Annotated in this window: 23 protein-coding genes; 7 read left to right on the forward strand and 16 right to left on the reverse strand. The window is 70.8% G+C overall.

What is annotated here, in order from left to right:
- Window positions 1–2 precede the first annotated feature (2 nt).
- Window positions 3–359: an iron-sulfur cluster assembly accessory protein gene (locus tag ABZW60_RS24380; RefSeq protein WP_130446795.1), complete on the reverse strand. Its 357-nt coding sequence runs from the start codon at window positions 357–359 to the stop codon at window positions 3–5.
- Between the two features lie 194 nt (window positions 360–553).
- Window positions 554–1,648 (reverse strand): glycerate kinase, encoded by a 1,095-nt coding sequence (locus tag ABZW60_RS24385; protein WP_355480373.1) that lies wholly within the window; start codon window positions 1,646–1,648, stop codon window positions 554–556.
- Window positions 1,649–1,712: 64 nt separating this feature from the next.
- Between ABZW60_RS24385 and ABZW60_RS24390 the strand changes: the two genes are divergently transcribed.
- From ABZW60_RS24390 to ABZW60_RS24410, 5 genes are read left to right on the forward strand one after another with little or no spacing between them, the layout of a single operon-like run.
- Window positions 1,713–2,108 carry a VOC family protein gene (locus ABZW60_RS24390; RefSeq protein WP_355480375.1) on the forward strand — a complete coding sequence of 132 codons (396 nt, stop codon included), beginning with the start codon at window positions 1,713–1,715 and terminating at the stop codon, window positions 2,106–2,108.
- Complete coding sequence (gene nfi, locus ABZW60_RS24395) at window positions 2,108–2,749, forward strand: deoxyribonuclease V (protein WP_355480377.1); 642 nt, start codon at window positions 2,108–2,110, stop codon at window positions 2,747–2,749. The genes ABZW60_RS24390 and nfi overlap by 1 nt, the downstream gene beginning before the upstream one ends.
- Window positions 2,750–2,798: 49 nt before the next feature.
- A complete protein-coding gene (locus ABZW60_RS24400; RefSeq protein ID WP_355480378.1) occupies window positions 2,799–3,329 on the forward strand; it encodes a PadR family transcriptional regulator in 531 nt (176 codons plus the stop codon).
- A complete protein-coding gene (locus ABZW60_RS24405) occupies window positions 3,326–4,066 on the forward strand; it encodes an ABC transporter ATP-binding protein (RefSeq protein ID WP_355480380.1) in 741 nt (246 codons plus the stop codon). The genes ABZW60_RS24400 and ABZW60_RS24405 overlap by 4 nt, the downstream gene beginning before the upstream one ends.
- Window positions 4,067–4,071: 5 nt before the next feature.
- Complete coding sequence (locus tag ABZW60_RS24410) at window positions 4,072–5,850, forward strand: FtsX-like permease family protein (RefSeq protein WP_355480382.1); 1,779 nt, start codon at window positions 4,072–4,074, stop codon at window positions 5,848–5,850.
- Window positions 5,851–5,854: 4 nt separating this feature from the next.
- Here ABZW60_RS24410 and ABZW60_RS24415 read toward each other — a convergent pair whose 3' ends face one another.
- The 8 genes from ABZW60_RS24415 to ABZW60_RS24450 form a co-directional block, all read right to left on the reverse strand.
- A complete protein-coding gene (locus ABZW60_RS24415; protein WP_355480384.1) occupies window positions 5,855–6,484 on the reverse strand; it encodes an SRPBCC family protein in 630 nt (209 codons plus the stop codon).
- Window positions 6,481–7,335 carry a xanthine dehydrogenase family protein subunit M gene (locus tag ABZW60_RS24420; RefSeq protein ID WP_355480385.1) on the reverse strand — a complete coding sequence of 285 codons (855 nt, stop codon included), beginning with the start codon at window positions 7,333–7,335 and terminating at the stop codon, window positions 6,481–6,483. Before ABZW60_RS24420 ends, ABZW60_RS24415 begins: the two co-directional genes overlap by 4 nt.
- A complete protein-coding gene (locus tag ABZW60_RS24425) occupies window positions 7,332–9,716 on the reverse strand; it encodes a xanthine dehydrogenase family protein molybdopterin-binding subunit (RefSeq protein ID WP_355480387.1) in 2,385 nt (794 codons plus the stop codon). Before ABZW60_RS24425 ends, ABZW60_RS24420 begins: the two co-directional genes overlap by 4 nt.
- Window positions 9,713–10,177, reverse strand: a complete 465-nt coding sequence (locus tag ABZW60_RS24430; protein WP_355480389.1) for a (2Fe-2S)-binding protein — start codon at window positions 10,175–10,177, stop codon at window positions 9,713–9,715. The genes ABZW60_RS24425 and ABZW60_RS24430 overlap by 4 nt, the downstream gene beginning before the upstream one ends.
- 88 nt (window positions 10,178–10,265) lie before the next feature.
- Window positions 10,266–11,438 (reverse strand): XdhC/CoxI family protein, encoded by a 1,173-nt coding sequence (locus ABZW60_RS24435; protein ID WP_355480390.1) that lies wholly within the window; start codon window positions 11,436–11,438, stop codon window positions 10,266–10,268.
- The gene (locus ABZW60_RS24440) at window positions 11,431–12,522 is read right to left on the reverse strand and encodes a VWA domain-containing protein (protein ID WP_355480392.1); all 1,092 of its coding nucleotides are present in this window, start codon (window positions 12,520–12,522) and stop codon (window positions 11,431–11,433) included. Before ABZW60_RS24440 ends, ABZW60_RS24435 begins: the two co-directional genes overlap by 8 nt.
- Before the next feature lie 5 nt (window positions 12,523–12,527).
- Window positions 12,528–13,403: a MoxR family ATPase gene (locus ABZW60_RS24445; RefSeq protein ID WP_355480394.1), complete on the reverse strand. Its 876-nt coding sequence runs from the start codon at window positions 13,401–13,403 to the stop codon at window positions 12,528–12,530.
- A gap of 38 nt (window positions 13,404–13,441) precedes the next feature.
- Entirely contained in the window at window positions 13,442–14,020 is a 579-nt protein-coding gene (locus ABZW60_RS24450) for an NTP transferase domain-containing protein (RefSeq protein ID WP_355480395.1), read from the reverse strand.
- An 82-nt stretch (window positions 14,021–14,102) separates the two neighbouring features.
- On the opposite strand from ABZW60_RS24450, the gene nadA reads away from it, so the two are divergent.
- Window positions 14,103–15,284, forward strand: coding sequence for a quinolinate synthase NadA (nadA, locus tag ABZW60_RS24455; protein ID WP_355480397.1), 1,182 nt, complete (start codon window positions 14,103–14,105; stop codon window positions 15,282–15,284).
- 117 nt (window positions 15,285–15,401) lie between these two features.
- On the opposite strand, the gene ABZW60_RS24460 is transcribed toward nadA, so the two are convergent.
- From ABZW60_RS24460 to ABZW60_RS24485, 6 genes are all read right to left on the reverse strand, one after another.
- Window positions 15,402–16,349, reverse strand: a complete 948-nt coding sequence (locus ABZW60_RS24460; protein WP_355480399.1) for a type IV toxin-antitoxin system AbiEi family antitoxin domain-containing protein — start codon at window positions 16,347–16,349, stop codon at window positions 15,402–15,404.
- A gap of 153 nt (window positions 16,350–16,502) precedes the next feature.
- Complete coding sequence (locus ABZW60_RS24465) at window positions 16,503–17,690, reverse strand: glycosyltransferase (RefSeq protein ID WP_355480400.1); 1,188 nt, start codon at window positions 17,688–17,690, stop codon at window positions 16,503–16,505.
- Window positions 17,690–18,106: an adenylyltransferase/cytidyltransferase family protein gene (locus ABZW60_RS24470; RefSeq protein ID WP_355480402.1), complete on the reverse strand. Its 417-nt coding sequence runs from the start codon at window positions 18,104–18,106 to the stop codon at window positions 17,690–17,692. Before ABZW60_RS24470 ends, ABZW60_RS24465 begins: the two co-directional genes overlap by 1 nt.
- The gene (locus tag ABZW60_RS24475) at window positions 18,106–18,852 is read right to left on the reverse strand and encodes a CDP-alcohol phosphatidyltransferase family protein (RefSeq protein WP_355480404.1); all 747 of its coding nucleotides are present in this window, start codon (window positions 18,850–18,852) and stop codon (window positions 18,106–18,108) included. The genes ABZW60_RS24470 and ABZW60_RS24475 overlap by 1 nt, the downstream gene beginning before the upstream one ends.
- A complete protein-coding gene (locus tag ABZW60_RS24480) occupies window positions 18,849–19,310 on the reverse strand; it encodes an adenylyltransferase/cytidyltransferase family protein (RefSeq protein ID WP_355480406.1) in 462 nt (153 codons plus the stop codon). Before ABZW60_RS24480 ends, ABZW60_RS24475 begins: the two co-directional genes overlap by 4 nt.
- Before the next feature lie 43 nt (window positions 19,311–19,353).
- Window positions 19,354–20,571: a glycosyltransferase family 4 protein gene (locus ABZW60_RS24485; protein WP_355480408.1), complete on the reverse strand. Its 1,218-nt coding sequence runs from the start codon at window positions 20,569–20,571 to the stop codon at window positions 19,354–19,356.
- A gap of 82 nt (window positions 20,572–20,653) precedes the next feature.
- Between ABZW60_RS24485 and ABZW60_RS24490 the strand changes: the two genes are divergently transcribed.
- A complete protein-coding gene (locus ABZW60_RS24490) occupies window positions 20,654–22,360 on the forward strand; it encodes a right-handed parallel beta-helix repeat-containing protein (protein ID WP_355480410.1) in 1,707 nt (568 codons plus the stop codon).
- Window positions 22,361–22,498: the final 138 nt, after the last annotated feature.

The following is a 22,498-nucleotide window of genomic DNA, read 5'->3' on the forward strand; positions in this document are numbered from 1 at the left end:
GCTCAGTTGAACGAATCGCCGCAGGCGCAGGAGCCGGTGGCGTTCGGGTTGTCGATGGTGAAGCCCTGCTTCTCGATCGTGTCGACGAAGTCGATCGACGCGCCCTTCAGGTACGGAGCGCTCATCCGGTCCGTGACGACACTCACACCGCCGAAGTCGGCCACCACGTCGCCGTCGAGCTGACGCTCGTCGAAGAACAGCTGGTACCGCAGTCCGGAGCAACCACCCGGCTGCACGGCGACCCGCAGCGCGAGGTCGTCGCGGCCTTCCTGGTCGAGCAGCGCCTTCACCTTGGCGGCGGCCCCGTCGGTGAGGAGAACACCCGTGGCCACGGCCTGCTCGGTCTGCGCTTCAGTCATCCCTGACTCCAGTCATCTACTCAAGTGCCCGGCCTACGGCTGCCCGGCACGGAAGTCTCTTGTCAACACTGGCCAACACCGGTCGGCCCGCGCTCATTCCCATGGTCGCACACCAATTTCACAGATCAACGATCCCGGTCACGAGGTGATCAACCAGTCACCACCGGTGCGGCCGGAAGGTGACGCTCAGCGGGTCAGCGGGCCCAGGTCCGGGCGACCCGTTCCGCGACCGCCGCGAGCGATCCCTGCGGGTCCGCGAAGGCCTGCTCCTCGCCGACCGCGTCGACCAGCGCGTACGCCGACTCGACGCCCATCGAGCGCATCTCGCGCGACCCGATCAGCACCTTCCCGGCCAGCACGACGCACGGCCGCATCGCGTCGTTGGCCACCTTCGCGACCCCCGCGATCACCTTGCCGTCGCGGGACTGGAAGTCGAACGCGCCCTCGCCGCTCAGCACCAGGTCGACCTGCGACGCCTTCTGCTTCAACCCGGTCAGCTCGGCGACCAGGTCGATGCCGGAGACCCGCTCGGCGCCGAGCAGGAGCAGCGCGTACCCGAGGCCGCCCGCGGCGCCCGCGCCCTTCTGGTCCGCGGTCTTCCGGCCGGCCAGCTCCGCGAAGTGCGTCAGCCAGCCGTCGACCACCGGCTTGCGCTCGTCGGTGATGCCCTTCTGGGTGCCGAACACGTTCGTCGCGCCGCGCAGCCCGAGCATCGGGTTCTCCACGTCGCTCGCCGCGACGAACTCGATCCCGGCCACCCGCTCGAGGGCCGGACCCAGGTCGACAGAAGTCAGCCCGGCCAGGCCCGCAGCGCCGGCGTCCAGCTGGCCGCCCTCGCCGGTTGCGCCGAGCGCGGCGAGCAGGCCGGCACCCGCGTCGTTCGTACCGGAGCCGCCCAGGCCCAGGATGATCCGCCGCGCGCCAGCGTCCACGGCCGCCGTGATGAGCTGGCCCACGCCGTACGTCGTCGCGTCCTCGGGGCGGCGCTGCTTCGGCTCCACCAGGTGCAGCCCGCACGCCTGCGCGGTCTCGACGTACGCCGTCTCGCCCGCGAGCAGCACCGTCGCGGGGGTCTCGTCGCCGAGCGGTCCGCGGACGGTGACCGACAGGAGCTTGCCGTCCACGACGGCGGACAGCACGTCGATGAAGCCCGGGCCGCCGTCGGCCATCGGCGCGACCAGGACCTCGGCCTCCGGGTCCCGCCGCCGCCATCCTTCCTCGATGGCCGCCGCAGCCTCGACGGCCGTCAGCGTCCCCGCGAACTTGTCCGGCGCAATCAGAATCCGCATGCGCACATCCTCTCCTACCCGTCTCCTCCCCCACCTCGCGCCCACGGACCGGGACAATCGGTGGATGAAAACGATTCTGTTCGCGCTGCGGGTGAGTGACCTGGAGCGGTCGCTGGGCTTCTACACCGCGGTCGGGTACGTCGAGCTGAGCAAGATCCCGTTCGACGACGGCTCCAGTCTGGTCTGGCTCCGGCTGCCGGGCGAGTCGTCGGTGTCGCTCGAACTCGTCCACCGGCCCGCCGACGGCCCGGTCGAGGTCCGCGGGTTCGAGCACTTCGCGATCGAGGTCGAGTCGCTCGCCGACACCATCGACCACCTCACCGCCGGCGGCCTCCACCCCGGCCCCGTCGAACTACCAGGCGGCCCGGACGGCCCCAAGACCTGCTGGCTCACCGACCCCGACGGCTATCGCATCGAACTCGTCGAATGGCCGCCCTCCGGGGCGCCGGCCTTCGACTGATGGACTGGCCGACAACCGAGGCCGAGGCGATCGCGGTCCAGGAAGAGCTGCGGCCACTGGTCGATCCGACCGACGCCCCCGGCGCCGTGCGGCAGGTGGCCGGCCTGGACGTCGCGTACGACGGGGACCGGTTCGCCGCGGCGGTCGTCGTGCTCGACCGGGAGACACTCACGGAGATCGATCGCGCCGTCGTCGTCGGGGAAACGCGGTTCCCGTACCGGCCCGGGCTGTTCGCGTTCCGGGAGGTACCAGGGCTGCTCACCGCACTCGGGCGGCTGAAGACAGCGCCGGACCTGCTGGTGTGTGACGGCCAGGGGCTCGCGCATCCGCGGCGGTTCGGGCTGGCCTGCCACCTCGGCGTACTGACCGGCATTCCCGCGATCGGAGTCGCGAAGAACGCCTTCGTCGGGATACACGGGGAACTGGGCCGGGATCGTGGCGCTACGGCCGCTGTGGTCGACGACGACGAGGTGGTCGGGGCGGCGCTGCGAACTCAGGACGGCGTGAAGCCGGTCTACGTGTCCATAGGGCATCGCGTGAGCCTCGCGACCGCGGTCGCCCACGTCTTGCACCTGGCGCCGCGGTATCGCCTGCCGGAGACAACGCGGCTCGCGGATCGGGCGTGCCGGGACGGGCTTTGACATCCCCTGCAGATAACGGCTATCTATTAGCTAACTGTTAGGGGGTCGGGTGCAGGACGCGGTGCTGGCGATGCTGGCCAAGGAGCCGTCGCACGGGTACGAGTTGCGGGCGCGGTTGCGGCGCAGTCTCGGGCCGTTCGGGGAGCCGATGAATCCGGGGCAGATCTACGTCACCCTGGCGCGGCTGGAGAAGGCGGGTCTCGTCGTCTGCGAGCGGACCGACGGCGCGAACGAGAAACCGGACCGCAAGGTGTACGCCGTGACTCCCGCCGGACAGGAGCGTGTCGCCGCGTGGCTGACCGAGGTGGGCTGGCCGAAGCCGGACCTCGTCGAGTTCCATCTCAAGCTCGTCGCGGCCGCGGCGTCCCGGCTCGCCGACCCGGTCGAACTCGTCGCCGCGCAGCGTCGTGAGCTCCTGCGGACCCTGCGGGAGGCGCAGCAGTCCGCGCTCGTCGAGCCGACCGACTCGCCGGCCACCGCGTTGCTCGAAGGCGTCGTCCTGCGGCTGCAGGCCGACCTGCGCTGGCTCGACGCCTGTGAACGCGACTACTCCCGGCGCAACGAATCCGAGGACGCATGAACGAGTCGACTCCCCTGGTCCGGGCCCGCGCGCTGGTGAAGGAACACGGTGACGGCGAGAGCTGGGTCCGCGCGGTCGACGCCGTCGATCTGGACGTACCCGAGGGCCAGACGGTCGCGGTCATGGGACCCAGCGGCTGCGGCAAGTCGACGCTACTGCAGCTGCTCGGCGGCCTCGAACGACCCACCTCGGGTGAGGTCCGGTTGGCCGGACGCCGGACCGACGCGCTGAGTGAGCGCGCGCTGGCACGACTGCGCCGACGCTCGGTCGGATTCGTCTTCCAGGCCTTCCACCTGGTCGACGAGTTGAGCGCCGCCGAGAACGTGGAGTTGCCGGCGCTCCTGGCCGGTCGTTCGCGCCGCGCGGCCCGGCGTCGCGCCGACGCACTGCTCGAGCAGGTCGGGCTCGCCGATCGGGCCCGCCACCTGCCGGCCGAGCTGTCCGGCGGCCAACGGCAGCGGGTCGCGATCGCGCGCGCCCTGGCCAACGAGCCGCAGGTCGTCCTCGCCGACGAACCGACCGGCAACCTCGACAGCGCGGCAACGCTCGACGTTCTGCGGATCTTCGCCGACCTGCGGGCGACCGGGCAGACCCTGATCGTCGTCACGCACGACGAGCGGGTGGCCGCGACCGCGGACCGGCTGATCTCGATGCGCGACGGGATGTTCGTCGACGACACCCTGCTGGCCGGCACCGGCGCGGGTCGCCTCGGTGGACTCATCGGGCTGGAGAGCTGACCGGCGTGGGTCGCGTGGTCCTCGTCGTACGGCTAGTGCTTGCTGATGTACGACGACACAAGGCGCACGCAGCGATGCTCATGCTCGCGGTGACAGCAGCCACCGCCACCCTGGCGCTCGGGCTGTCCTTGTACAACGCCAGCCAGTCCTTGTACGTGCAGACGCGGGCCGCCACGGCCGGCCCGGACCTCGTCGTACTCGCGCCGGACACCAGTCCCGCGACGACCGCGGCCCTGCAGGCGCTGGCCAAGGACGACGGGGTTGTCGACCACAACGGTCCGTACGACATCGTCTACGGCACCCTGACCGCTCACGGCCACACCTCCACCGCGGTGGTTCACGGCGCGAGTCCGACTCCTGGCGCGGTCGACCGCCCGCTGGTGACCTCGGGCGCATGGCTGCGTCCCGGTGGAGCTGTCGTCGAACGCGGCTTCGCGACAGCGCTCGACGTCCAGGTCGGCGACCGAGTCACTGTCTCCGGTCGCACGTTCCCGGTGGTCGGGATCGCCGTCACCGCGGCGACATCGATCTATCCCTGGTCCGCAGGGATCGGCCCGCTCGGCGGACCGAGCGATTACACCGGTCTGCTCTGGCTGACCGCGTCGGACGCTCGTGCTCTCGCGGGACGGGACCTGACGATCACCACGGCCTTGGACCTCAAGCTGCGTGACCCTGAGTCCACAGAGGCTTTCCGGCTCGCGCACCGCGACCCGTCGGTCCGGCTCACCATGCATTCGTGGCAGTTCATCGCTGTCCAGGACGGGCACATCGTCCAGAACACCCAGCCGATGCTTGTCGTCGGAGGCTGGCTGCTCGGCTTCCTGGCCGTTGCCGGCGTAGCCGCCCTCGCGGCCGGACGTGCTGCAGAACAGACCCGTCGAGCCGGACTGCTCAAGGCTGTCGGTGCCACGCCCGAGCTGATCGGCCTGGTCCTGTTGGCGGAGTACCTCGTGCTCGCACTGGTGGCAGAGGCAGCGGGGCTGGTTGTCGCGCGTCTTGTCGAGCCTGCGATCGCCAACCCGACCGCCAGTCGCATCGGCGAGGTCCTGGGCCCGACAGGCCTCACTCTCGCAGCAACCACTGCTCTCGCGTTAGGCGTAGCGCTGCTGACGACACTGCCGCCGACGGTGCGGGCTCTTCGCACTGCAACGGTCGCCGCGTTGACCAGCACCGCGCAGTACCCGCGCCACCGTCCGTGGCTGACGTCTCTGTCGGCGCTGCTGCCCACACCGCTGCTGCTCGGGTTGCGGTTGACCGTACGTCGTCCAGTGCGCGCAGCCCTCCACTCAGGCTCGACCGCGGTGACGCTGACCGGTCTGACTGCGTTGTTGAGCTTTTACGCGCAACCAGTGCGGGGCTATGGCATAGCGTCCTCGCTACCGAACGAGCGGGACGTGGTCGACCGTCGCCTCCTGCTGGCGGTGACCGTCACGCTCGTCGTGCTGGCCCTGGTGAACACCATTGCGATGACCTGGATGACGGCGATGGAGGCCCGGGCGAGCCTGGCGATCACGCGCGCATTGGGCGCAACGCCTGGTCAAGTCTCGGCAGGGCTCTCCTTCGCGCAGCTCCTGCCGGCCGTGCCGGGTGCTGTCGCCGGGGTGTACCTGGGCGTTCTCCTGTTCGCGTTCACCAGCCGCGGGCCGACGACCATGCCGCCACGCTGGTGGCTGCTGGCCGCCGTACTCGCGACGCTGCTGGTGACCGCGGCACTCACCGCGCTGCCCGCACGGCTGGCCGCCCGGCGGTCGGTCGCCCACACGTTGAGCGCCGAGGCGGCCTGACCTCTCACCGGCTGAACAGGCGGCGTAGGAGCAACGCCACGACGGCTCCGATCAGGTATGGCGTCGCGCGTCGGGCGAGAGCCGGCAGGAGGGTGCTACCTAGGTCCAGGGCGACGGCGTCGGACTCCGGCTCGGTCGGTGGTTCCCGGACGGGCGTCTCGGCGGCTGGTTCGGGCTGGGCTTCGGCGGTGGTGTCCAGCTTGGTCTTCAGGCAGGCGGTGAACTGGTCGAGGAGTTTGTCCGAGACCTCCTGGATCAGGCCGCGGCCGAACTGGGCGGGGCGGCCGGTGATGGTCAGTTCGGTGTCGACGGTGACCTCGGTGGAGCCGTCCGCGGTGCCGGTCAGCCGGGTGGTGACGTGCGCGCTCGCCGTACCGTTGCCGCGGCGGTCCTTGCCCTTGGCCTCGATCACCGCGTGATGGTCGCCCTCGTCGCGCTCGACGAAAGTGCCGGTGCCCGTGTACTGCAGGGACACCGGCCCGAGCTTCACCTTGCACGAGCCGGTGAAGTCGTCACCCTCGTACGACTCCAGAGTGGCGCCGGGGAAACACGGCACCACCCGCTGGAGATCGTTGAACGCGGCCCAGGTCTGCTCGACCGGCGCCGGTACGACGAACGTGTGCTCGAGCTTCACGCCGTACCTGCCGCTGCCAGGACCGCCCGCCGGGTGAGCACCGCGGCGAGGTGCCGCCGGTAGTCGGCGTCACCGTTGAGGTCGGTCACCGGCGCCGTCCCGTCCGCCGCCCGTGCCGCGGCCTCGCGGACGGCGTCGGCGGTGGCGGGCTGCCCGACCAGGGCCGCCTCGACCGCGGTCGCCCGCACCGGGGTCGGGCCCATGTTGCCGAGTCCGACCCGCGCCTCCGCGATCGCGCCGCCGTCGACGCGCACGGCCGCTCCGACCGACACGATCGACCAGCCCTGCGCGACCCGGCTGAACTTCTCGTAGTGCGCGCCCCAGCCGGTGTACTTCGGCACCCGGACCTCGACGAGCAGCTCGTCGTCGCCGAGCGCTGTACTGAAGACGCCCTGGAAGAAGTCCGCGGCCGCCACGGTCCGCCGTCCGCCGGCCCCGGCGATCACGAACGACGCGTCCAGCGCCACCGCGACCACGGGCAGATCAGCCGCCGGATCCGCGTGCGCCAGCGACCCGCCGAACGTGCCGCGGTGCCGGATCTGCGGATCGCCGACCGTTGCCGTCGCCAACGAGATCAGCCGGGCGTGCTCGGCCACCAGCGGATCCGACTGGACCGTGCTGTGCGGTGTCATCGCGCCGATCACCAGCGCGTCGCCGTCGTCCCGCACACCACGCAGATCGTCGATCTTCCCGATGTCGACGATCGTCTCCGGTGCCGCCAGCCGCAGCCGCAGCGCCGGCATCAGGCTCTGCCCGCCGGCCAGCACCTTCGCGTCGGAGTGCTCCCGCAGGAGCCCCAGCGCCTCGTCGACCGTCGTGGGCGCGAAGTACTCGAACGCCGCCGGGATCATGAGCTCGCTCCTTCCTGGATCGCCTTCCACACCCGGTACGGCGTGCACGGCATCGGCACGTCCGTGACGCCCATCGGCCGCAGCGCGTCGACGATCGCATTGACGACCGCCGGCGTCGACGCGATCGTCCCCGCCTCGCCGACCCCCTTCACACCCAGCTGGTTCGTGGTCGCCGGGGTCTCGGTCCGCGCCGTGTCGAAGCCGGGCAGATCAGGTGCCCCCGGCAGCAGGTACTGGTCGAACGATCCGGTGATCAGCGTCCCGGAGTCGTCGTGCACCGCTTCCTCGTAGAGCGCCTGCGCGATGCCCTGGGCGAGTCCGCCGTGCACCTGCCCCTCGACGATCAACGGGTTCACCACCACGCCGACATCGTCGACGGCGACGTACGACCGGATCTTCGTGCCGCCGGTCTCGGTGTCGACCTCGACCGCGCACAGGTGCGTTCCGTGCGGGAACGAGAAGTCGTCCGGGTCCAGCGTCGCGTCCGCGTCCAGACAGCCCTCGGCGGACCCGTCGAGCTTGTGTCCCTGGAACACCGCGAACGCCAGCTCGGCCATCGTCATCCCGGCCTCGGTGCCGCGGACGCCGTACCGCCCGGCGGTGAACTCCAGGTCGTCGGTGTTCGCCTCGAGCAGCTGCGCCGCGATCGGCTTCGCCTTCTCGATCACCTTGTCCGCCGCGGCCAGCACCGCCATCCCGCCGACCGCGAGCGACCGCGATCCGTAGGTGTCGAGCCCGCGGACGGCGACCTGCGTGTCGCCGTGCAGGACCTCGACGTCCTCGAACGCCACGCCCAGCCGGTCCGCGACGAGCTGGCTCCACGCGGTCTCGTGACCCTGCCCGTGCGGGCTCGTCCCGGTCACCACCTCGACCTTGCCGGTCGGCAGCATCCGCACCGACGCGTGCTCCCAGCCGCCGCCGACGTACCCCATCGAGCCGAGCCAGCGCGACGGCGCCAGACCACACATCTCGGTGAACGTCGACACGCCGATGCCCAGCTGCACCGGGTCGCCGGACTCGCGGCGTTCGGCCTGCTCCTTGCGCAGGTCGTCGTACCTGAACAGCTCGCGGGCCTTCGCGGTCGCGGCCTCGTAGTTGCCGGAGTCGTAGCGCAGCCCGGACACCGTCGAGAACGGGAACTCGTCGTGCTTGATCCAGTTCCGCTCGCGGATGTCCAGCGGGTCGGCGCCGACCCGGGCGGCCAGCTCGTCCATCAGCCGCTCGATCGCGTACGTCGCCTCGGGCCGGCCGGCGCCGCGGTACGCGTCGGTCCACGTCTTGTTCGTGAACACGTTGGTGATGCCGAGGTGGTACGCCGGGAACTTGTAGATCCCGTTGTACATGAACGCGCCGAGCAGCGGGATCGCCGATGTGACCAGGCCGAGGTACGCCCCCATGTCGGCGATCAGCTCGACCTTGAGCCCGGTGACCGTGCCGTCGGCGTTCGCGGCGAGCGTGACCTGCTGCCACTGGTCGCGTCCGTGGTGCGCGGCCATCAGCGACTCGGACCTGGTTTCGTTGTACTTACAGGGCTTCCCGGTCCGCCGGGCGGCGATGACCGTGAGCACCTCCTCCGGCGTGAACTGCAGCTTGCCGCCGAAGCCGCCGCCGACGTCCGGCGCGATCACCCGGACCTTGCTCTCCGGGATGCCGAGCACGAGCGCGATGAAGATCTTCACGAAGTGCGGCACCTGCGTCGACGACCACACCGTCATCTGTTCGGTGGTCGGGTCGACGACGATCGACCGCGGCTCCATGAACGCGGGGATCAGCCGTTGCTGGCGGAACTCCTGCTCGATCACGACGCCGCCGTCGCGGGCCGCCGCGATCGCCGCCTCGACGTCGCCGCCGGTGCCGGACTCGGCCGAGTCGTACGCCCAGACCGCGGACACGTTCGTGCCGAGATCCGGATGGGCGATCACCTCGTCGCGGGACGCGGCCTTCAGCTCGAGCGCGGGCGGCAGCTCCTCGTAGTCGACGTCGACGAGGTCGGCCGCGTCGTTCGCCTCGGCGGCGGTGCGGGCGACGACCATCGCGACGATCTCGCCGGCGAACGCGACGTGCTCGACCGCCATCGACGGATGCACCGGCGCCTTCTGGTCGGGGATGACGGCCCAGGCGTTCGGCAGCGCGCCCTGCTCGTCGGCGATGTCGGCACCGGTGATGACGGCAACGACCCCGGTCGCCGCCTTCGCCGCCTCGGTGTCGATCGCGGTGATCCGGGCGTGCGCGAACGGGCTGCGCACCATCGCGATGTGCTGCAGTCCGGGCAGCACGATGTTGTCGGTCCAGCGGGTCCGGCCGGTGATCAGCCGGGCGTCCTCCTTGCGCAGCCGCGCGTTGCCGACCTCGGTGGCCGGGCGTTCCTCGGTGGCGGTCATTGGGCACCTCCGGCCGCGGCGCGGACCGCCTTCACGATGTTCTGGTAGCCGGTGCAGCGGCACAGGTTGCCCTCGAGCCCGAGCCGGATGTCCTCCTCGCTGGGATTCGGATTGTCGGCAATCAGATCGATGGATTGCATGATCATGCCGGGCGTGCAGTAACCGCACTGCAACGCGTGGTTCTCGTGGAAGGCCTGCTGCATCGGGTGCAGCTGCCCGTTCGTCGCGAGACCCTCGATGGTGGTGATCTCGTGACCGTCGGCCTGGACCGCGAGCAGCGAGCAGGACTTCACGCTCCGCCCGTCCAGGTGCACCGTGCAGGCGCCGCAGTTGCCGGTGTCACAGCCGACCACGGTGCCCGTCTTTCCCAGTTGCTCGCGCAGATAATGCACCAGCAGCGTGCGCGGCTCCACGTCGTCCGTGAAGCTGCTTCCGTCGACCTTCACCGTGATCCGGGTCATCGCCCCGCCTCCAGATGTCAGCAACCGCCGTATTTTCGATCCTGCCCCTGTTGTGATGTGGACCACAAGGGTCCTGGTGTTGCTGTGCTCAGTGGTGGATGGGTCCCGCCGCGGCCGAGAGCCGTTGCCCCGCGCCACCCCACCGCTGCGCGATGATCTCCGCGGCGATGCTCACCGCGGTCTCCTCCGGCGTCCGGGCGCCGAGGTCGAGACCGATCGGGCTCGCCAGCCGGGCGAGCTCCGCCTCGGCCAGTCCGGCCTCCCGCAACCGCTTCAGCCGGTCGTCGTGGGTGCGCCGCGAACCCATCGCGCCGATGTAGGCGAGCTGTGGCAGCCGCAACGCGACCTCCAGCAGCGGTACGTCGAACTTCGGGTCGTGCGTCAGGACGCAGATCACCGTCCGGTCGTCGATCCGGCCGGCGTCGGCCTCGGCGGACAGGTACCGGTGCGGCCAGTCGACGATCACCTCGTCGGCGAACGGGAACCGCGACGCCGTCGCGAACACGGCCCGCGCGTCGCACACGCTCACCCGGTACCCGAGGAACGACCCGAGCCGTGCGACCGCGGCCGCGAAGTCGATCGCGCCGAACACCAGCATCCGCGGCACCGGCGCGAACGACGACACGAAGACCCGCATCCCCTCACCGCGCCGCTGCCCGTCCGGCCCGTACTCCAAGGTCTCCGAGCGCCCGTTGGCCAGCAGCCCGCGGGCATCGTCGACGACCGCGTCGTCGGCACGGTCCGATCCCAGTCCCCCGCTCGCCAGCACCTCGGTCCCAGCCGCCGTTCCCGACGCCGATGCCGATGCCGCTGCCGATCCCGGCGCCGGGCGGACGATCAGCCGGCGCCCGACGCGGGCCGGGTCCGGGTGGGACACGACCGTCGCGACCGCGACCGGGCGGCCGGCCGCGATGTCCGCGGCGACCTCCTCGAGCTCCGGGAACGACGCCCGGTCGACCTTCTCGACGAACACGTCGATGATCCCGCCGCAGGTCAGCCCGACCGCGAACGCCGACTCGTCACTGACCCCGTACCGCTGCAGCACCGGCTCGCCCGAGGCCAGGATCTCCTCGCCCAGCTGGTACACGGCCCCCTCGACGCAGCCGCCCGACACGCTGCCGACCGCCTCCAGCCCGGGACCGACCAGCATCACCGCACCCGGCGGCCGCGGCGCCGAGTCGAACGTCGCGACCACGGTGCCGACGGCAACCGATTCGCCGGCCTGCCACCAGGTCAGCAACCGGTCGAGCACATCACGCATCGGCGACCACCTCCAGAAGTTCGGCGAAGCTCGCCAGGCTGTGCCCGGCCACCAGATCGTCCAGGTGCGGCAGGACCGCGACGATGCCCGACTGCACGGGCTCGTAGCCGCGTTTGCCGCGATGCGGGTTCAGCCACACCACGCGATGCGCCAGGCCGGCCAGCCGCTGCAGTTGCGCCCCGAGCAGCGCCGCGTCGCCGCGCTCCCACCCGTCGCTGCAGACCACGACGACCGCCCGCCGCGCCGTACCGCGTTGTCCCCAGCGGTCCAGGAACACCTTCAGCACCTCGCCCAGCCGTGTCCCGCCCGACCAGTCCGGTACGACGTCACCGGCCGAGCGCAACGCGAACTCGGCGTCGCGGTGCCGCAGCGCCGGCGTGACGCGCGTGAGTCGCGTGCCGATCGTGAAGACCTCGACCGCCCGCGGCGCCTGTTGGACCATCACGTGCGCGAGCCGCAACAGGCTGTCGGCGTACGGGCGCATGGAGCCGGAGACGTCGATCAGTACGACGACCCGCCGCGGCCGGACCCCGCGACGCCGGTAGCGGACGCGGGCCGGCTCGCCGACCTGGCGGAGCTGCGCGCGCAACGTACGACGCGGGTCGATCTCGCCGCGATGCGACGGGCGGCGGCGGTTCGCGCGGCGGGTCGGGACGCGCGGGCGGAGCGTGCCGAACAGGCGGGCGAGTTCGGCACGGTCGGCGGCCGACAGTTCGGCGACGTCGCGGTGCCGGAGGACTTCCGTCGTACTCGCGGAGACGTTCAGCGTGTGGTCGCCCTCGGCCTCCTCGCCCGCGTCGCCGAGGTTGGCCTGGACGGACGATTGCGGGGTGCGGCTCGGGACGACGCCGCGCGACCGGCTGCCGCCGGTGAACCAGGCCGCGAACACCTCGTCGTACCGGGCGGTGTCGTCGGGACCGCTGCAGAGCGCGGCGCGGCCGGCCCAGTAGACGTCGGCGGTCGCTGTGGCGTCGAGAGCGGCGACCGCCTGCAGGAAGAGGTGCACGCGGTCGGCGGTGACCGCGAGGCCGGCGTGGCGCAGCGCGGTGGCAAACCCGGCGAGCGCGAGATCAGGCCCCGACATCGCGATCAGCTCGCCAGCAGCCGGTCGAGGGACTCGCGGACGCGGTCGGTGTCCTCGCGGTACTTGAGGACGGCGCCGAGGGTCGCGGCCGCGGTCTCGATGTCGAGGACATCGGTGCCGAGCGCATCGAGGGCGCGCGCCCAGTCGAGGGTCTCGGCGACACCGGGCGGCTTCAGCAGGTCGAGGTCGCGCATCCGCTGCACCGACCGGGTGACCTGCTCGGCGAGCCGGGCCGACACCTCGGGCAGCCGGGTGCGGACGATCTCGATCTCCCGGGCCAGGCCGGGGTGGTCGATCCAGTGGTAGAGGCAGCGGCGCTTGAGCGCGTCGTGCACCTCGCGGGTGCGGTTCGAGGTCAGCACCACGATCGGCGGCACCTCGGCCTTGATCGTGCCGAGCTCCGGGATCGTCACCTCGTACGTCGACAGCACCTCGAGCAGGAACGCCTCGAACTCGTCGTCGGCGCGGTCGATCTCGTCCACCAGCAGGACGGCGGGGCTCTCGCGGAGCGCCCGCAGGACCGGGCGGGACAGCAGGAAACGTTCGTCGAAGAGGCTCTTCTCCACCTCCTCGACCGCGGCGTCGGAGCTGGTCGCCTCGACGGTGCGCAGGTGCAGGATCTGCCGCGGGAAGTCCCAGTCGTAGAGCGCCTGCGACGCGTCGATGCCCTCGTAGCACTGCAGCCGGATCAGGTCGACGTCGAGCGCTTCGGCGAGGGCGGACGCGAGCGAGGTCTTGCCGGTGCCGGGCTCGCCCTCCAGCAGCAGCGGGCGATGCAGCGCGAGCGCGAGATACCCGACCGTGGCCAAGCCCTCGTCGGCTAGGTACCCGGTCGTCCGCAGACACTCGGCCAGCTCCGCCGCCGAGCCGACGGCACTCACTCCTTCAGCATTCACCTACTTCCGGAACTTGCCAACCCTCACCCGTGTCCCGGCGGAAGTTCCGCGACCGTGTCCACGTCCGCGCCGTCCCCCACGTCCCCGCACTCCACCAGCACCACGTCGTGCGCCCGCAAGTACCCCCGCGCCCCCTCATCACCCCGAGCCGACGCGATCACCCCGTCCCAGTGCACCCGCCCGATCACCACCGGATGCCCCGGCATCCCGTCGTACGTCGCCCGCGCCAGCGCCTCGGACCCGACCTCGTGCACAACCCGCCGCACGGCGGCGACCGTCAGCCCCGGAACATCCACCGGCACGACAACCACCGCGTCGACGCCCTGAGCGGGGACAGCTGTGAGGCCTGCTCGTAGTGAGGCGCTCATGCCTTCCTGCCAGTTGACTGCTTCGACGACCTCGACCGTTTCGTTCGCCAGTTCGGCGCGGACCTCGGTGGGGGCAGCGCCGACGACGACCACCACCGGTGCGCAGCCTGCCTCAGCCAGTAGGCGGGCGGCGCGGACCACCCACGCTGTGCCGTCGGCGTCGCGGACGAGGGCTTTCGGCGTGCCCATCCGGCGGCCGGCGCCGGCGGCCAGGACGAGGCCTGCGGTCTTCACACCCGCAGCGTACTGATTTCACACTCTGAGCAGTGACGTCTGCCGGGCGGCGTCCGGCGGCGGGCGTGCGACGATATCTGCCGTGACGACGATCGCAGACGGCTCGAAGTCCCTTCCGTTGCTGTTCCTCGGGCAGAACACCGACCCGCACTCCGAGCGCGGTGTCGAGTGCCCGGGCGCGCTCCCGCCGGCGTCCGACCCGGACCTGGTCGAGCGGGCGCTGACGGCGAAGGCGGCGCTCGGCGACCAGGTGTTCGTGCTCGGGCACCACTACCAGCGCGACGAGGTGATCCAGTTCGCGGACGTCACCGGTGACTCGTTCAAGCTGGCCCGCGACGCGGCCGCCCGGCCCGACGCGCCGTACATCGTGTTCTGCGGTGTGCACTTCATGGCGGAGTCGGCCGACATCCTCACCAACGACGGGCAGACCGTGATCCTGCCGGACCTCGCGGCGGGCTGCTCGATGGCGGACATGGCCCGCATCCAGCAGGTCGAGGCCGCCTGGGACGCGCTGGCCGACGCCGGCGTCGCGGACGTGACGGTGCCGGTCACGTACATGAACTCCAGCGCCGACATCAAGGCGTTCTGCGGCCGCAACGGCGGCGTCGTGTGTACGTCGAGCAACGCGGAGACCGCGCTGAACTGGGCGTTCGAGCAGGGCGAGAAGGTGCTCTTCCTGCCGGACCAGCACCTCGGCCGCAACACCGCCGTCCTGCAGCTCGGCCTGTCGCTCGACGACTGCGTGGTCTACGACCCGCACAAGCCGAACGGCGGCCTGACGAACGAGCAGCTGGCCGCGGCGAAGATGATCCTGTGGCGCGGGCACTGCTCGGTGCACGGGCGCTTCACCGCCGAGTCGGTCGACGACGTCCGCGCCCGGGTCCCCGGCGTGAACGTGATCGTGCACCCCGAGTGCCGCCACGAGGTGGTCACGAAGGCGGACCAGGTCGGCTCCACGGAGTACATCATCAAGGCGCTGGAGACCGCCGAGCCCGGGACGTCGTGGGCCGTCGGCACCGAGCTCAACCTGGTCCAGCGGCTCGCGAAGCAGCACACCGACAAGAACATCGTCTTCCTCGACAAGACGGTCTGCTACTGCGCGACGATGAACCGCATCGACCTGCCGCACTTCGTCTGGGCCCTGGAGAACCTGGTCGCCGGCCACGTCGTCAACCCGATCAAGGTCGACCCCGACACCGAGCACCACGCCAAGGTCGCCCTCGACCGCATGCTCGCCCTCCCCGGCAAGACCGCCCGGGACTGACCTCCACTCCCACGACGCGGGGTTATCCCCCTCGTCGTGGGGGTTCTCCGTTGGTACGCCGACGAAGAACCCCCAAGTCGCGCGGATATCCCCTCGAAGCTCGGCGGGGCGGGCGGGTCAGGCAGTCCGGCGGGCGGCGGCGAATTGGTCGCGGAGGGTCGCCGCGAGGCGGGCCGGGTGATCCAGGTCCGACCAGACGCTCCGTACGACCGTCAGCCCGAGCGCCCGCAGACGGTCCTCGCGGCGCTTCTCCCCGATCAACACAACCGCCTCTCCGCCGCCGTACTTCAGCAGACCGTCGAACTCGAGCACGAGGCGGTATTCCGGGAAGTAGAAGTCAACGCGTCCGATGAAACCCTGACGATCGCGGAACTCAGCCTGCAGCACCGGCGCAGGAAAACCTTGCTCGTACAAGAACACCCGCATCCGCGACTCACCGACGGATTCGCAGAGCCGGTCCCCGAACCGCAGCGCCGCGCGGGCGTTCGCGCTCCCGGGCCAGAACGCGGTCAGCTCCACCAGACGGCGCATGTCCTCAGCGCTCAAACCGCCGGCCCGGAGCGCCGCGTCGACTCCGACCACAGCAGCCTCGAAGGACGTCGCACACGCAGTCTCGACAACCGCTCGGCCTGCTGTTGTCACCACCCGTCCGTCGACCACGGTCAGGTCCTCGAGGGCCAGGCGACCGAGATGATGCTGTACGTCGGCGACGGTGCCGCCCGATCGCCCTTCGATTCGACTGACGTGTACGCGGCTGAGGTCCAGCGCCCAGGTCGGCAACCCGTGCAGTACGAGCGCCGACTGGTGGCTCACGGCCACCGAACCTGATCGCAGTGAGTTCATCGCCGCGTGAATCTTCCGACGATGAATCCATCCGGCGCGCTGCCACGGCTCCAACTGACTGATGTCGGCCGGCTCGGCGTACTGCCCGCGCCGGATTCGCTCCCAGCGTCCGTCCCGCAGGTAGGCAACGATCTGGTCAGGCGTGTAGCCGCTGGCAAGCGCCTGACGGCGGCTGAAGACACCGCCCTGGTCTGCCGCGATCAGCTTGAGTCGGACGTTCACCGCTCAATGGTTGACCAGACGGCCCCTCCCGCGCGCCCGCCGTCGCCTCACCTGTGGACAACCCGTTCCAACCCATATCCCCTCGAGTGGGGGGTTCTCTGCTCTCGTACCAACGCAGAACCCCCAACAGGCAGGGTTATCCCCTCGTGTTGGTCAGCGGGTGACGCGGGCCGGGGAGTACCACTCGGCGAGGAGGTCTGGGAGGCGGTCGGGGCCCCAGCGGTCCACGGGGGTGATGCGGCCGCGGAGGGAGGCCAGGCCTTTGGCCAGCTCGCCGACCACGTCGCCGCGCCACGGGACGGTCACGCCTTCGTCGGGGCCGACGATGACGGCCGGGCCGCCGCGGTCGACGCAGACCACCGGGCAGCCGGACGCGAGGGCCTCGGTGACGGCCCAGCCGGCGGCTTCGCGAATCGCGGGGGCGAGCAGCGCGTCGGCGCGGAACATCGCGGCCAGGACGTCATCGCGGGGCAGCGCGCCCATGAACTCGACCCGGTCCCGGACGCCGAGCTGCCAGGCCAGGCTCTCCGCGCGACCCCAGTCGGGGCCGTCGCCGATGATGCGCAGCTCCCAGTCCGCGGCCTCGGGCCGGGCCAGCGCGCTGATCGCGAGCAGCACGCCCTTCCACGGGATCAGGCGGCCGACGAACAGCGCCGTCTTCACCCCGGGCGCGCCGAACGGCTCGTACGGACCGGACGCGGTGAAGCGCCGGATCGCCACGTTCGGCTGGACCACGATCTCCCGCGCGTACGGGCGGAACACCTCGGCGACGTCGTTGTTCTGGGCAACCATGAGGTCGGCGATCTGCGCCATCCGCCGCCCGGTCGCGCGGCGCCGGATCCCGGTGTACGCACGGCGGACGAGCTCGCCCATCACACCGCGCGGCCCGAGCCAGTGCGCCATCGACAACGGCGCGGTCGTCGACCCGCCGACCGGGCCCCAGATGACCTTCGCCGACGACCGCTCCACCACCCCGGCACCCATCCAGTCGACCGCGAAGGTCAGGTGGTGGATCACGTCGAACGAGTGCTCCGCGTGCAGCCGCCGCGCGGTCCGCCGCGCCAGCCCTTGCCACAGGGGGTAGTACCAGTAGACGTCCGACGGGCGCCGCCGCAGCCGCAGGATCCACCGCGGCATCTCCAGCGGTACGACGGTCAGGCCGGGCACCGGCCGTGCCGCGAGCTCCTCGGCGATCTCGTGCGCGAACTTGCCCCGGGTCAGCAGCCAGACGTCGTGGTCCCGCGCCGCGGCCTTCGCCCACGCCCACCCGGCGCCCGGCTCGGACCCGCCTGCCGGCCGGCAGGCGTACGCGCTGAGCAGTACCTTCGGCCGGCCCGGCATCAGCTCATCCCCTCCAGAAGCCTGCGCAGATCGGTGCTCGACGTCGAGGCGGTGTACGGGAAGTAGTGCACCTGGGCACCGACTTCGCCGAGCAGCCTTTCCAGTCTGGTCCCCTTCTCGGTTCCCTTCCAGTCGTCGCCCTTGAACAACACGTCGTAGCGCAGCTGCTGCCACATCTCGAACTTGTCGCTGGACCAGTCGCTGACCACCTCGTCGACGAGGTCGAGCGCCCGGACGACGTCCATCCGCTCCTCGTGCGGCACCACCGGCGGCCGGCCCTTGATCCGGGCCACCACGTCGTCCTCGACGACCCCGGCGATCAGGTGGTCACAGTGCTCGCGGGCGCGGCGCAGGATGTTCAGGTGCCCGATGTGGAACATGTCGTACACCCCGGGCGCGTACCCGACGACGGCCATCAGGCGCGCACCCCGAGCGCGGCCATCTCCCGGTACCACTTCGCGACCGCGGCAGCCAGGAAGAGCAGGTTCAGCGCCAGCAGCGCGCCGTACAGCACGACGAACAGCGACGGCGTGCCGAAGGCGAGGAAGACCAGGCACAGGACGCCGTAGTCGGTCGGTGCGATCAGCAACGACTTGACCACCGAATCGCCCCGCTGGTTGGGCTCGCCGGCCGCGCCGTGCCGGCGGCGCAGCTGGTCGATCAGGATCAGCCCGAAGAACAGCACCGACGACATGCACACGTACGCCAGCGGCACGAGCAGCACCAGATCGTTGTCAAAGGCATCGAAACGGTAGAACGAGATCAGTACGGCGCTGTGCAGCAGCACGATCTTGACCGCGTCGATCATGTGGTCGAGCCACTCCCCCAACGGCGACCCGCCGCCGCGCAGCCGGGCCAGCTGCCCGTCCGCGGAGTCGAGCCCGTAGCCGAGCACGAGCAGCGCCGTCACCAGCACCGCGAGTCCCAGTGACGGCCGGACGCAGGCCACCAGCACGATGCCGATCAGCGAGCAGAAGCCGCTCGCCAGGCTGACCTGGTTGGGCGTGCGCCGCCCGAGGAACGCCGCGGCCGCGAACACCCGGCCGATCCGCCGGTTCACGAACCGCGAGTACGCCGGTGTCCCGGCCGACGGCTTCTGCGCGCGGGACAGCTGGGCGACCGTCGCCCGCAGCCCGGCTCCGCCCACCGCTGGCTCGCTCATGCGACGTTCGAGCTGCGGGACTGCCGCTGGTCGATGGCGGCGCGCAGGATCGGGCTGCGGGAGCCGCGGCCGGCGGGCAGGACGGTGATCAGGCCGGCCGGGATCCCGTCGAGCTCCTCGACGCCCAGCACGCCGTCCGCGCCGCTCGCGGCGAACACGGTCTGCGCGCCGACGACACCGGTGAGCCACTCGGCCCGGACGTCGTCGACCGCGACGACCTCGTCGACGCACCGCAGGTGCTCGACGATCTGCGCCCGCTCGAGCAGCGGCACGAACGGCCGCCCGCCCCAGGCGTCCAGCGCCCAGTCGTCGGACAGCACCGCCACCACCAGCCGGTCGCAGTACCGCCGCGCCCGCTCGAGCACGTCGACATGGCCGACGTGGAACAGGTCGAAGACCCCGGCCACACAGCCGACCCGTGGCGCCTGCACCGCGCCACCCGAACTGCTATCCCCCAACGCGAACTCCTGATGTCCCTCCGGCACGACGCCGCCCCCTGCGTCAGCCGTGCTCGTGTCCTGAACCTGCCGTGCGCGCCCGGTCGCTGGCGGAGTGCCGGGCGATCGCATCGGAGTAGATCCTTTCCGTGGCCACCAGGTCGCGCTCCGGTGTGAAGCGCTCCAGGTAGACCTGACGGGCTCGTTCGCCGAAGGCTATCGAAGTCTCGGGATCAGCCACCAACCCGATCGCCTTCCGCAATCCTTCCGGATCACCGGGCACGGTCAGGGCACCGGTTTCTCCGTCGTCGACCAGCTCCGCGAGCGCCCCGAGCCTGGACGCCACCACGGGCACGCCGTGGGCGAAAGCCTCCACCACCACGAGACCGAAGCTCTCATAGGAACGCGCCGGAACGACGGCGGCGCGCGCTGACCGCAGGATTTCCATCCCGGCCGCCCACGGTAGTTGCCCGAGCACCTGAACGGACGGGTCCCGGCGGGCCCGGTCCTCGGCGGCCGCCCGCAGCGGACCGTCGCCGACGACCACCAGCCGGCCGAGCGAGGAATCCCACGCCTGCAGGAGATCCGCGAATCCCTTGTCCTCGCTGAGCCGCCCGAGGAACACGACCGCGTCCCCGGCACCGCTGCGCACCGCCCCCGAATGCGGCACGGCGTGCGGCTTCACCACGAACCGCTCCGGATCGAATCCCGCCGCGGCGTACCGCTCGCCGACGAACGCGGACGAGACGACGAAGGTGTCGACGTACCGCTGCCACGTGTGCAGGGTGTTGTGTACGCCGATGCTCAATGCCAGCGGCAGGGTCTGCACGCGCGACTCGCGGTAGCACCCGTGCCGCACGGCGGGCAGCGGCAGCTTGCCGACACACGACTCGCACGGCCCGCCGTCGCGCTGCAGCACGGCGTTCGCGCAGAGCAGCCGGAAGTTGTGCAACGTCGCCACGATCGGGAGGTCCAGCCGGTACGCCGCACGCAGCACCGACGCGCTGAACAACGGAAAAGTGTTGTGCACGTGCACGACATCGGGCCGCTGCGCCTGCAATAGCTTTGTTAAATCGCGTTCCGCCGAAAATGACCAGACGGAGCGGAACGGTAACAGTGCGCGATCTTTTCGCCCGAGTTCGGCGATGTCGTCGCTGTTCCGGGCGTAGAAGTCGAGCTCATGTCCTGAGTTACGCAACAAATCAATCGTTTGCGCGACAACCGTGTTCTCGCCGCTGGGTTGACCGGTCCGGTAACGGTTGTGCAGCATTGCGACCCGCATGGCACTACCTTAAGTCCCTGGATGGCTACACCTTGTCCCCCGCTGTCTCCCGCTCTGTCTCGCCCGCTCCCAGGAGAGTGCATTGAGGAAGTTGTGGTTCGGAGCGCTCATCGCTGCGGCGGTCGCGGTCGTTACAGTCGCGGTGCCGGTGATCGCCAAGGAGAACAAGGCGACGACCACCGCGAAGGTGCAGGAGTCCGAGCAGGCCGCGTCCCGCGCGCTGCCTTCGCACCGCCCGGGCAGGTCGACCGCGACGCCACCCGCGAAGACGTCTCCGAAGCCCACGGCCACCACCACTGTCGCACCGAAGAAGCCCGGCACCACCACGCATCCGAAGAAGCCCGCCACGACACCGACGAAGCCGGTCGAGCCCAAGCTCCCGAAGCCGCCGGTCGTCGACTCCGACGAGGCCGGGCCCGCCGTCGCCGGGCCGTGCACCGGCGTCGTGATCACGCCGGGCCAGGACGCCCAGGCGATCGTGAGCTCGAAGCCGGCCGGTACGACGTTCTGCTTCGCGGCCGGCCTGCACCGGATCGGCGACACCATCCGCCCCAAGGCGAACCAGGTGCTCGCCAGCGCCCAGCGCGCCGTCCTCACCGGTTCGGTCCCGCTGACCGGGTGGGCCCGCTCCGGGTCGGTCTGGGTGGTGCGGGGCGCGCTGCCCCCGGCGTACGGCAAGAGCGGTGAGTGCGAGAACAACACAGCCGACATCTGCTACCTGCGGGAGCAGCTGTTCCTCGACGACACGCACCTCACGCGGGTCGCGAGCCTGGCCGCGGTCAAGGCCGGCACGTTCTACGCCGACTACGCGGCCGACGCGATCTATCTGGGCAGCAACCCGGTCGGTCACGAGGTCGAGATGTCGAAGACCGCGACCGCGATCGAGTCCGGCGCGAGCGGTGTCGCCGTTCGCGGGCTGACCATCGAGCACTTCGCCAGCGCACCGCAGGCCGGCGCGCTCGTCTCCGGGCCCGGCTGGAAGGTGACCGCCAACGACGTCCGGTGGAACCACGCGGTCGGCGTGATGCTGGTCAAGGCGAACAGCACGAAGGTCGACAAGAACCTGATCCACCACAACGGCCAGCTCGGCCTCGGCCAGTACAGCTCGGCCGCCGCGGCCGTCACCCGGAACGTGATCAGCTCGAACAACACCGACGGCTTCTGGATCGCCGACTGGGAGTCCGGCGGCATCAAGTCCACGCGCTCCTCCGGCACCGTCAGCGGCAACGTGATCAAGGCCAACAAGGGCATCGGGATGTGGGCCGACGTCGCCGACGACGGCCGGGTGATCAGCGGCAACCAGATCGTCGGCAACGCCGCGGACGGCATCCGGTTCGAGATCAGCCGCAACGGCACGATCGAGGGCAACACGGTGACCGGCAACGGGTTCGGCACCGGCCGCGGCTCCGGGACGTCGCTGTGGGACGGCGGCGGGATCAACGTGAACACCTCGTCCGGCGTCACGGTCAAGGGCAACCGGGTGTCGGGCAACGTCAACGGCGTGACGATCCAGTCCCGGACCAGGGGCACCGGCCCGTGGGGGACCTACCTGCTGCGCGACGTCGAGGTCACCGGGAACACGATCGAGATGACCGGCGGCACCCAGGCCACCGGCATGGTGCAGAACTCCGGCGCCGAGGTGCCGGCCGGTGAAGTGGTGTTCAGCGGCAACAAGTACCTGCTCGACGACCTCGCCACCCAGCGGTTCTCCCGCTTCGGCGCCAAGCTCACCGCGGCCGGCTGGCGGCAGGCGGGCCTGGACAAGATCGGCAGCTTCCTCGCCGACTGACCACCGACCGGACCACCGATCGGACCGCCGCTCGATCGCTTGCTCATCGCAACATATTTGTGCGCTACGTATTGCCATGACTACGTGACGTAGGGGTAACCTGCGTAGCGAAGCCGCGCCATGGGGGGTGCGCTCAGG

It is taken from the genome of Kribbella sp. NPDC003557 (assembly GCF_040610805.1).
Classification (GTDB): domain Bacteria; phylum Actinomycetota; class Actinomycetes; order Propionibacteriales; family Kribbellaceae; genus Kribbella.

Excerpts from the sequence above, each read along its gene's own strand:
- ABZW60_RS24380 (WP_130446795.1), bottom strand. The coding sequence starts at position 359 with ATGACTGAAGCGCAGACCGAGCAGGCCGTGGCCACGGGTGTTCTCCTC.
- ABZW60_RS24385 (WP_355480373.1), bottom strand. The coding sequence starts at position 1,648 with ATGCGGATTCTGATTGCGCCGGACAAGTTCGCGGGGACGCTGACGGCC.
- ABZW60_RS24390 (WP_355480375.1), top strand. The coding sequence starts at position 1,713 with ATGAAAACGATTCTGTTCGCGCTGCGGGTGAGTGACCTGGAGCGGTCG.
- nfi (WP_355480377.1), top strand. The coding sequence starts at position 2,108 with ATGGACTGGCCGACAACCGAGGCCGAGGCGATCGCGGTCCAGGAAGAG.
- ABZW60_RS24405 (WP_355480380.1), top strand. The coding sequence starts at position 3,326 with ATGAACGAGTCGACTCCCCTGGTCCGGGCCCGCGCGCTGGTGAAGGAA.
- ABZW60_RS24420 (WP_355480385.1), bottom strand. The coding sequence starts at position 7,335 with ATGATCCCGGCGGCGTTCGAGTACTTCGCGCCCACGACGGTCGACGAG.
- ABZW60_RS24425 (WP_355480387.1), bottom strand. The coding sequence starts at position 9,716 with ATGACCGCCACCGAGGAACGCCCGGCCACCGAGGTCGGCAACGCGCGG.
- ABZW60_RS24430 (WP_355480389.1), bottom strand. The coding sequence starts at position 10,177 with ATGACCCGGATCACGGTGAAGGTCGACGGAAGCAGCTTCACGGACGAC.
- ABZW60_RS24435 (WP_355480390.1), bottom strand. The coding sequence starts at position 11,438 with ATGCGTGATGTGCTCGACCGGTTGCTGACCTGGTGGCAGGCCGGCGAA.
- ABZW60_RS24440 (WP_355480392.1), bottom strand. The coding sequence starts at position 12,522 with ATGTCGGGGCCTGATCTCGCGCTCGCCGGGTTTGCCACCGCGCTGCGC.
- ABZW60_RS24465 (WP_355480400.1), bottom strand. The coding sequence starts at position 17,690 with ATGCCGGGCCGGCCGAAGGTACTGCTCAGCGCGTACGCCTGCCGGCCG.
- ABZW60_RS24470 (WP_355480402.1), bottom strand. The coding sequence starts at position 18,106 with ATGGCCGTCGTCGGGTACGCGCCCGGGGTGTACGACATGTTCCACATC.
- ABZW60_RS24475 (WP_355480404.1), bottom strand. The coding sequence starts at position 18,852 with ATGAGCGAGCCAGCGGTGGGCGGAGCCGGGCTGCGGGCGACGGTCGCC.
- ABZW60_RS24485 (WP_355480408.1), bottom strand. The coding sequence starts at position 20,571 with ATGCGGGTCGCAATGCTGCACAACCGTTACCGGACCGGTCAACCCAGC.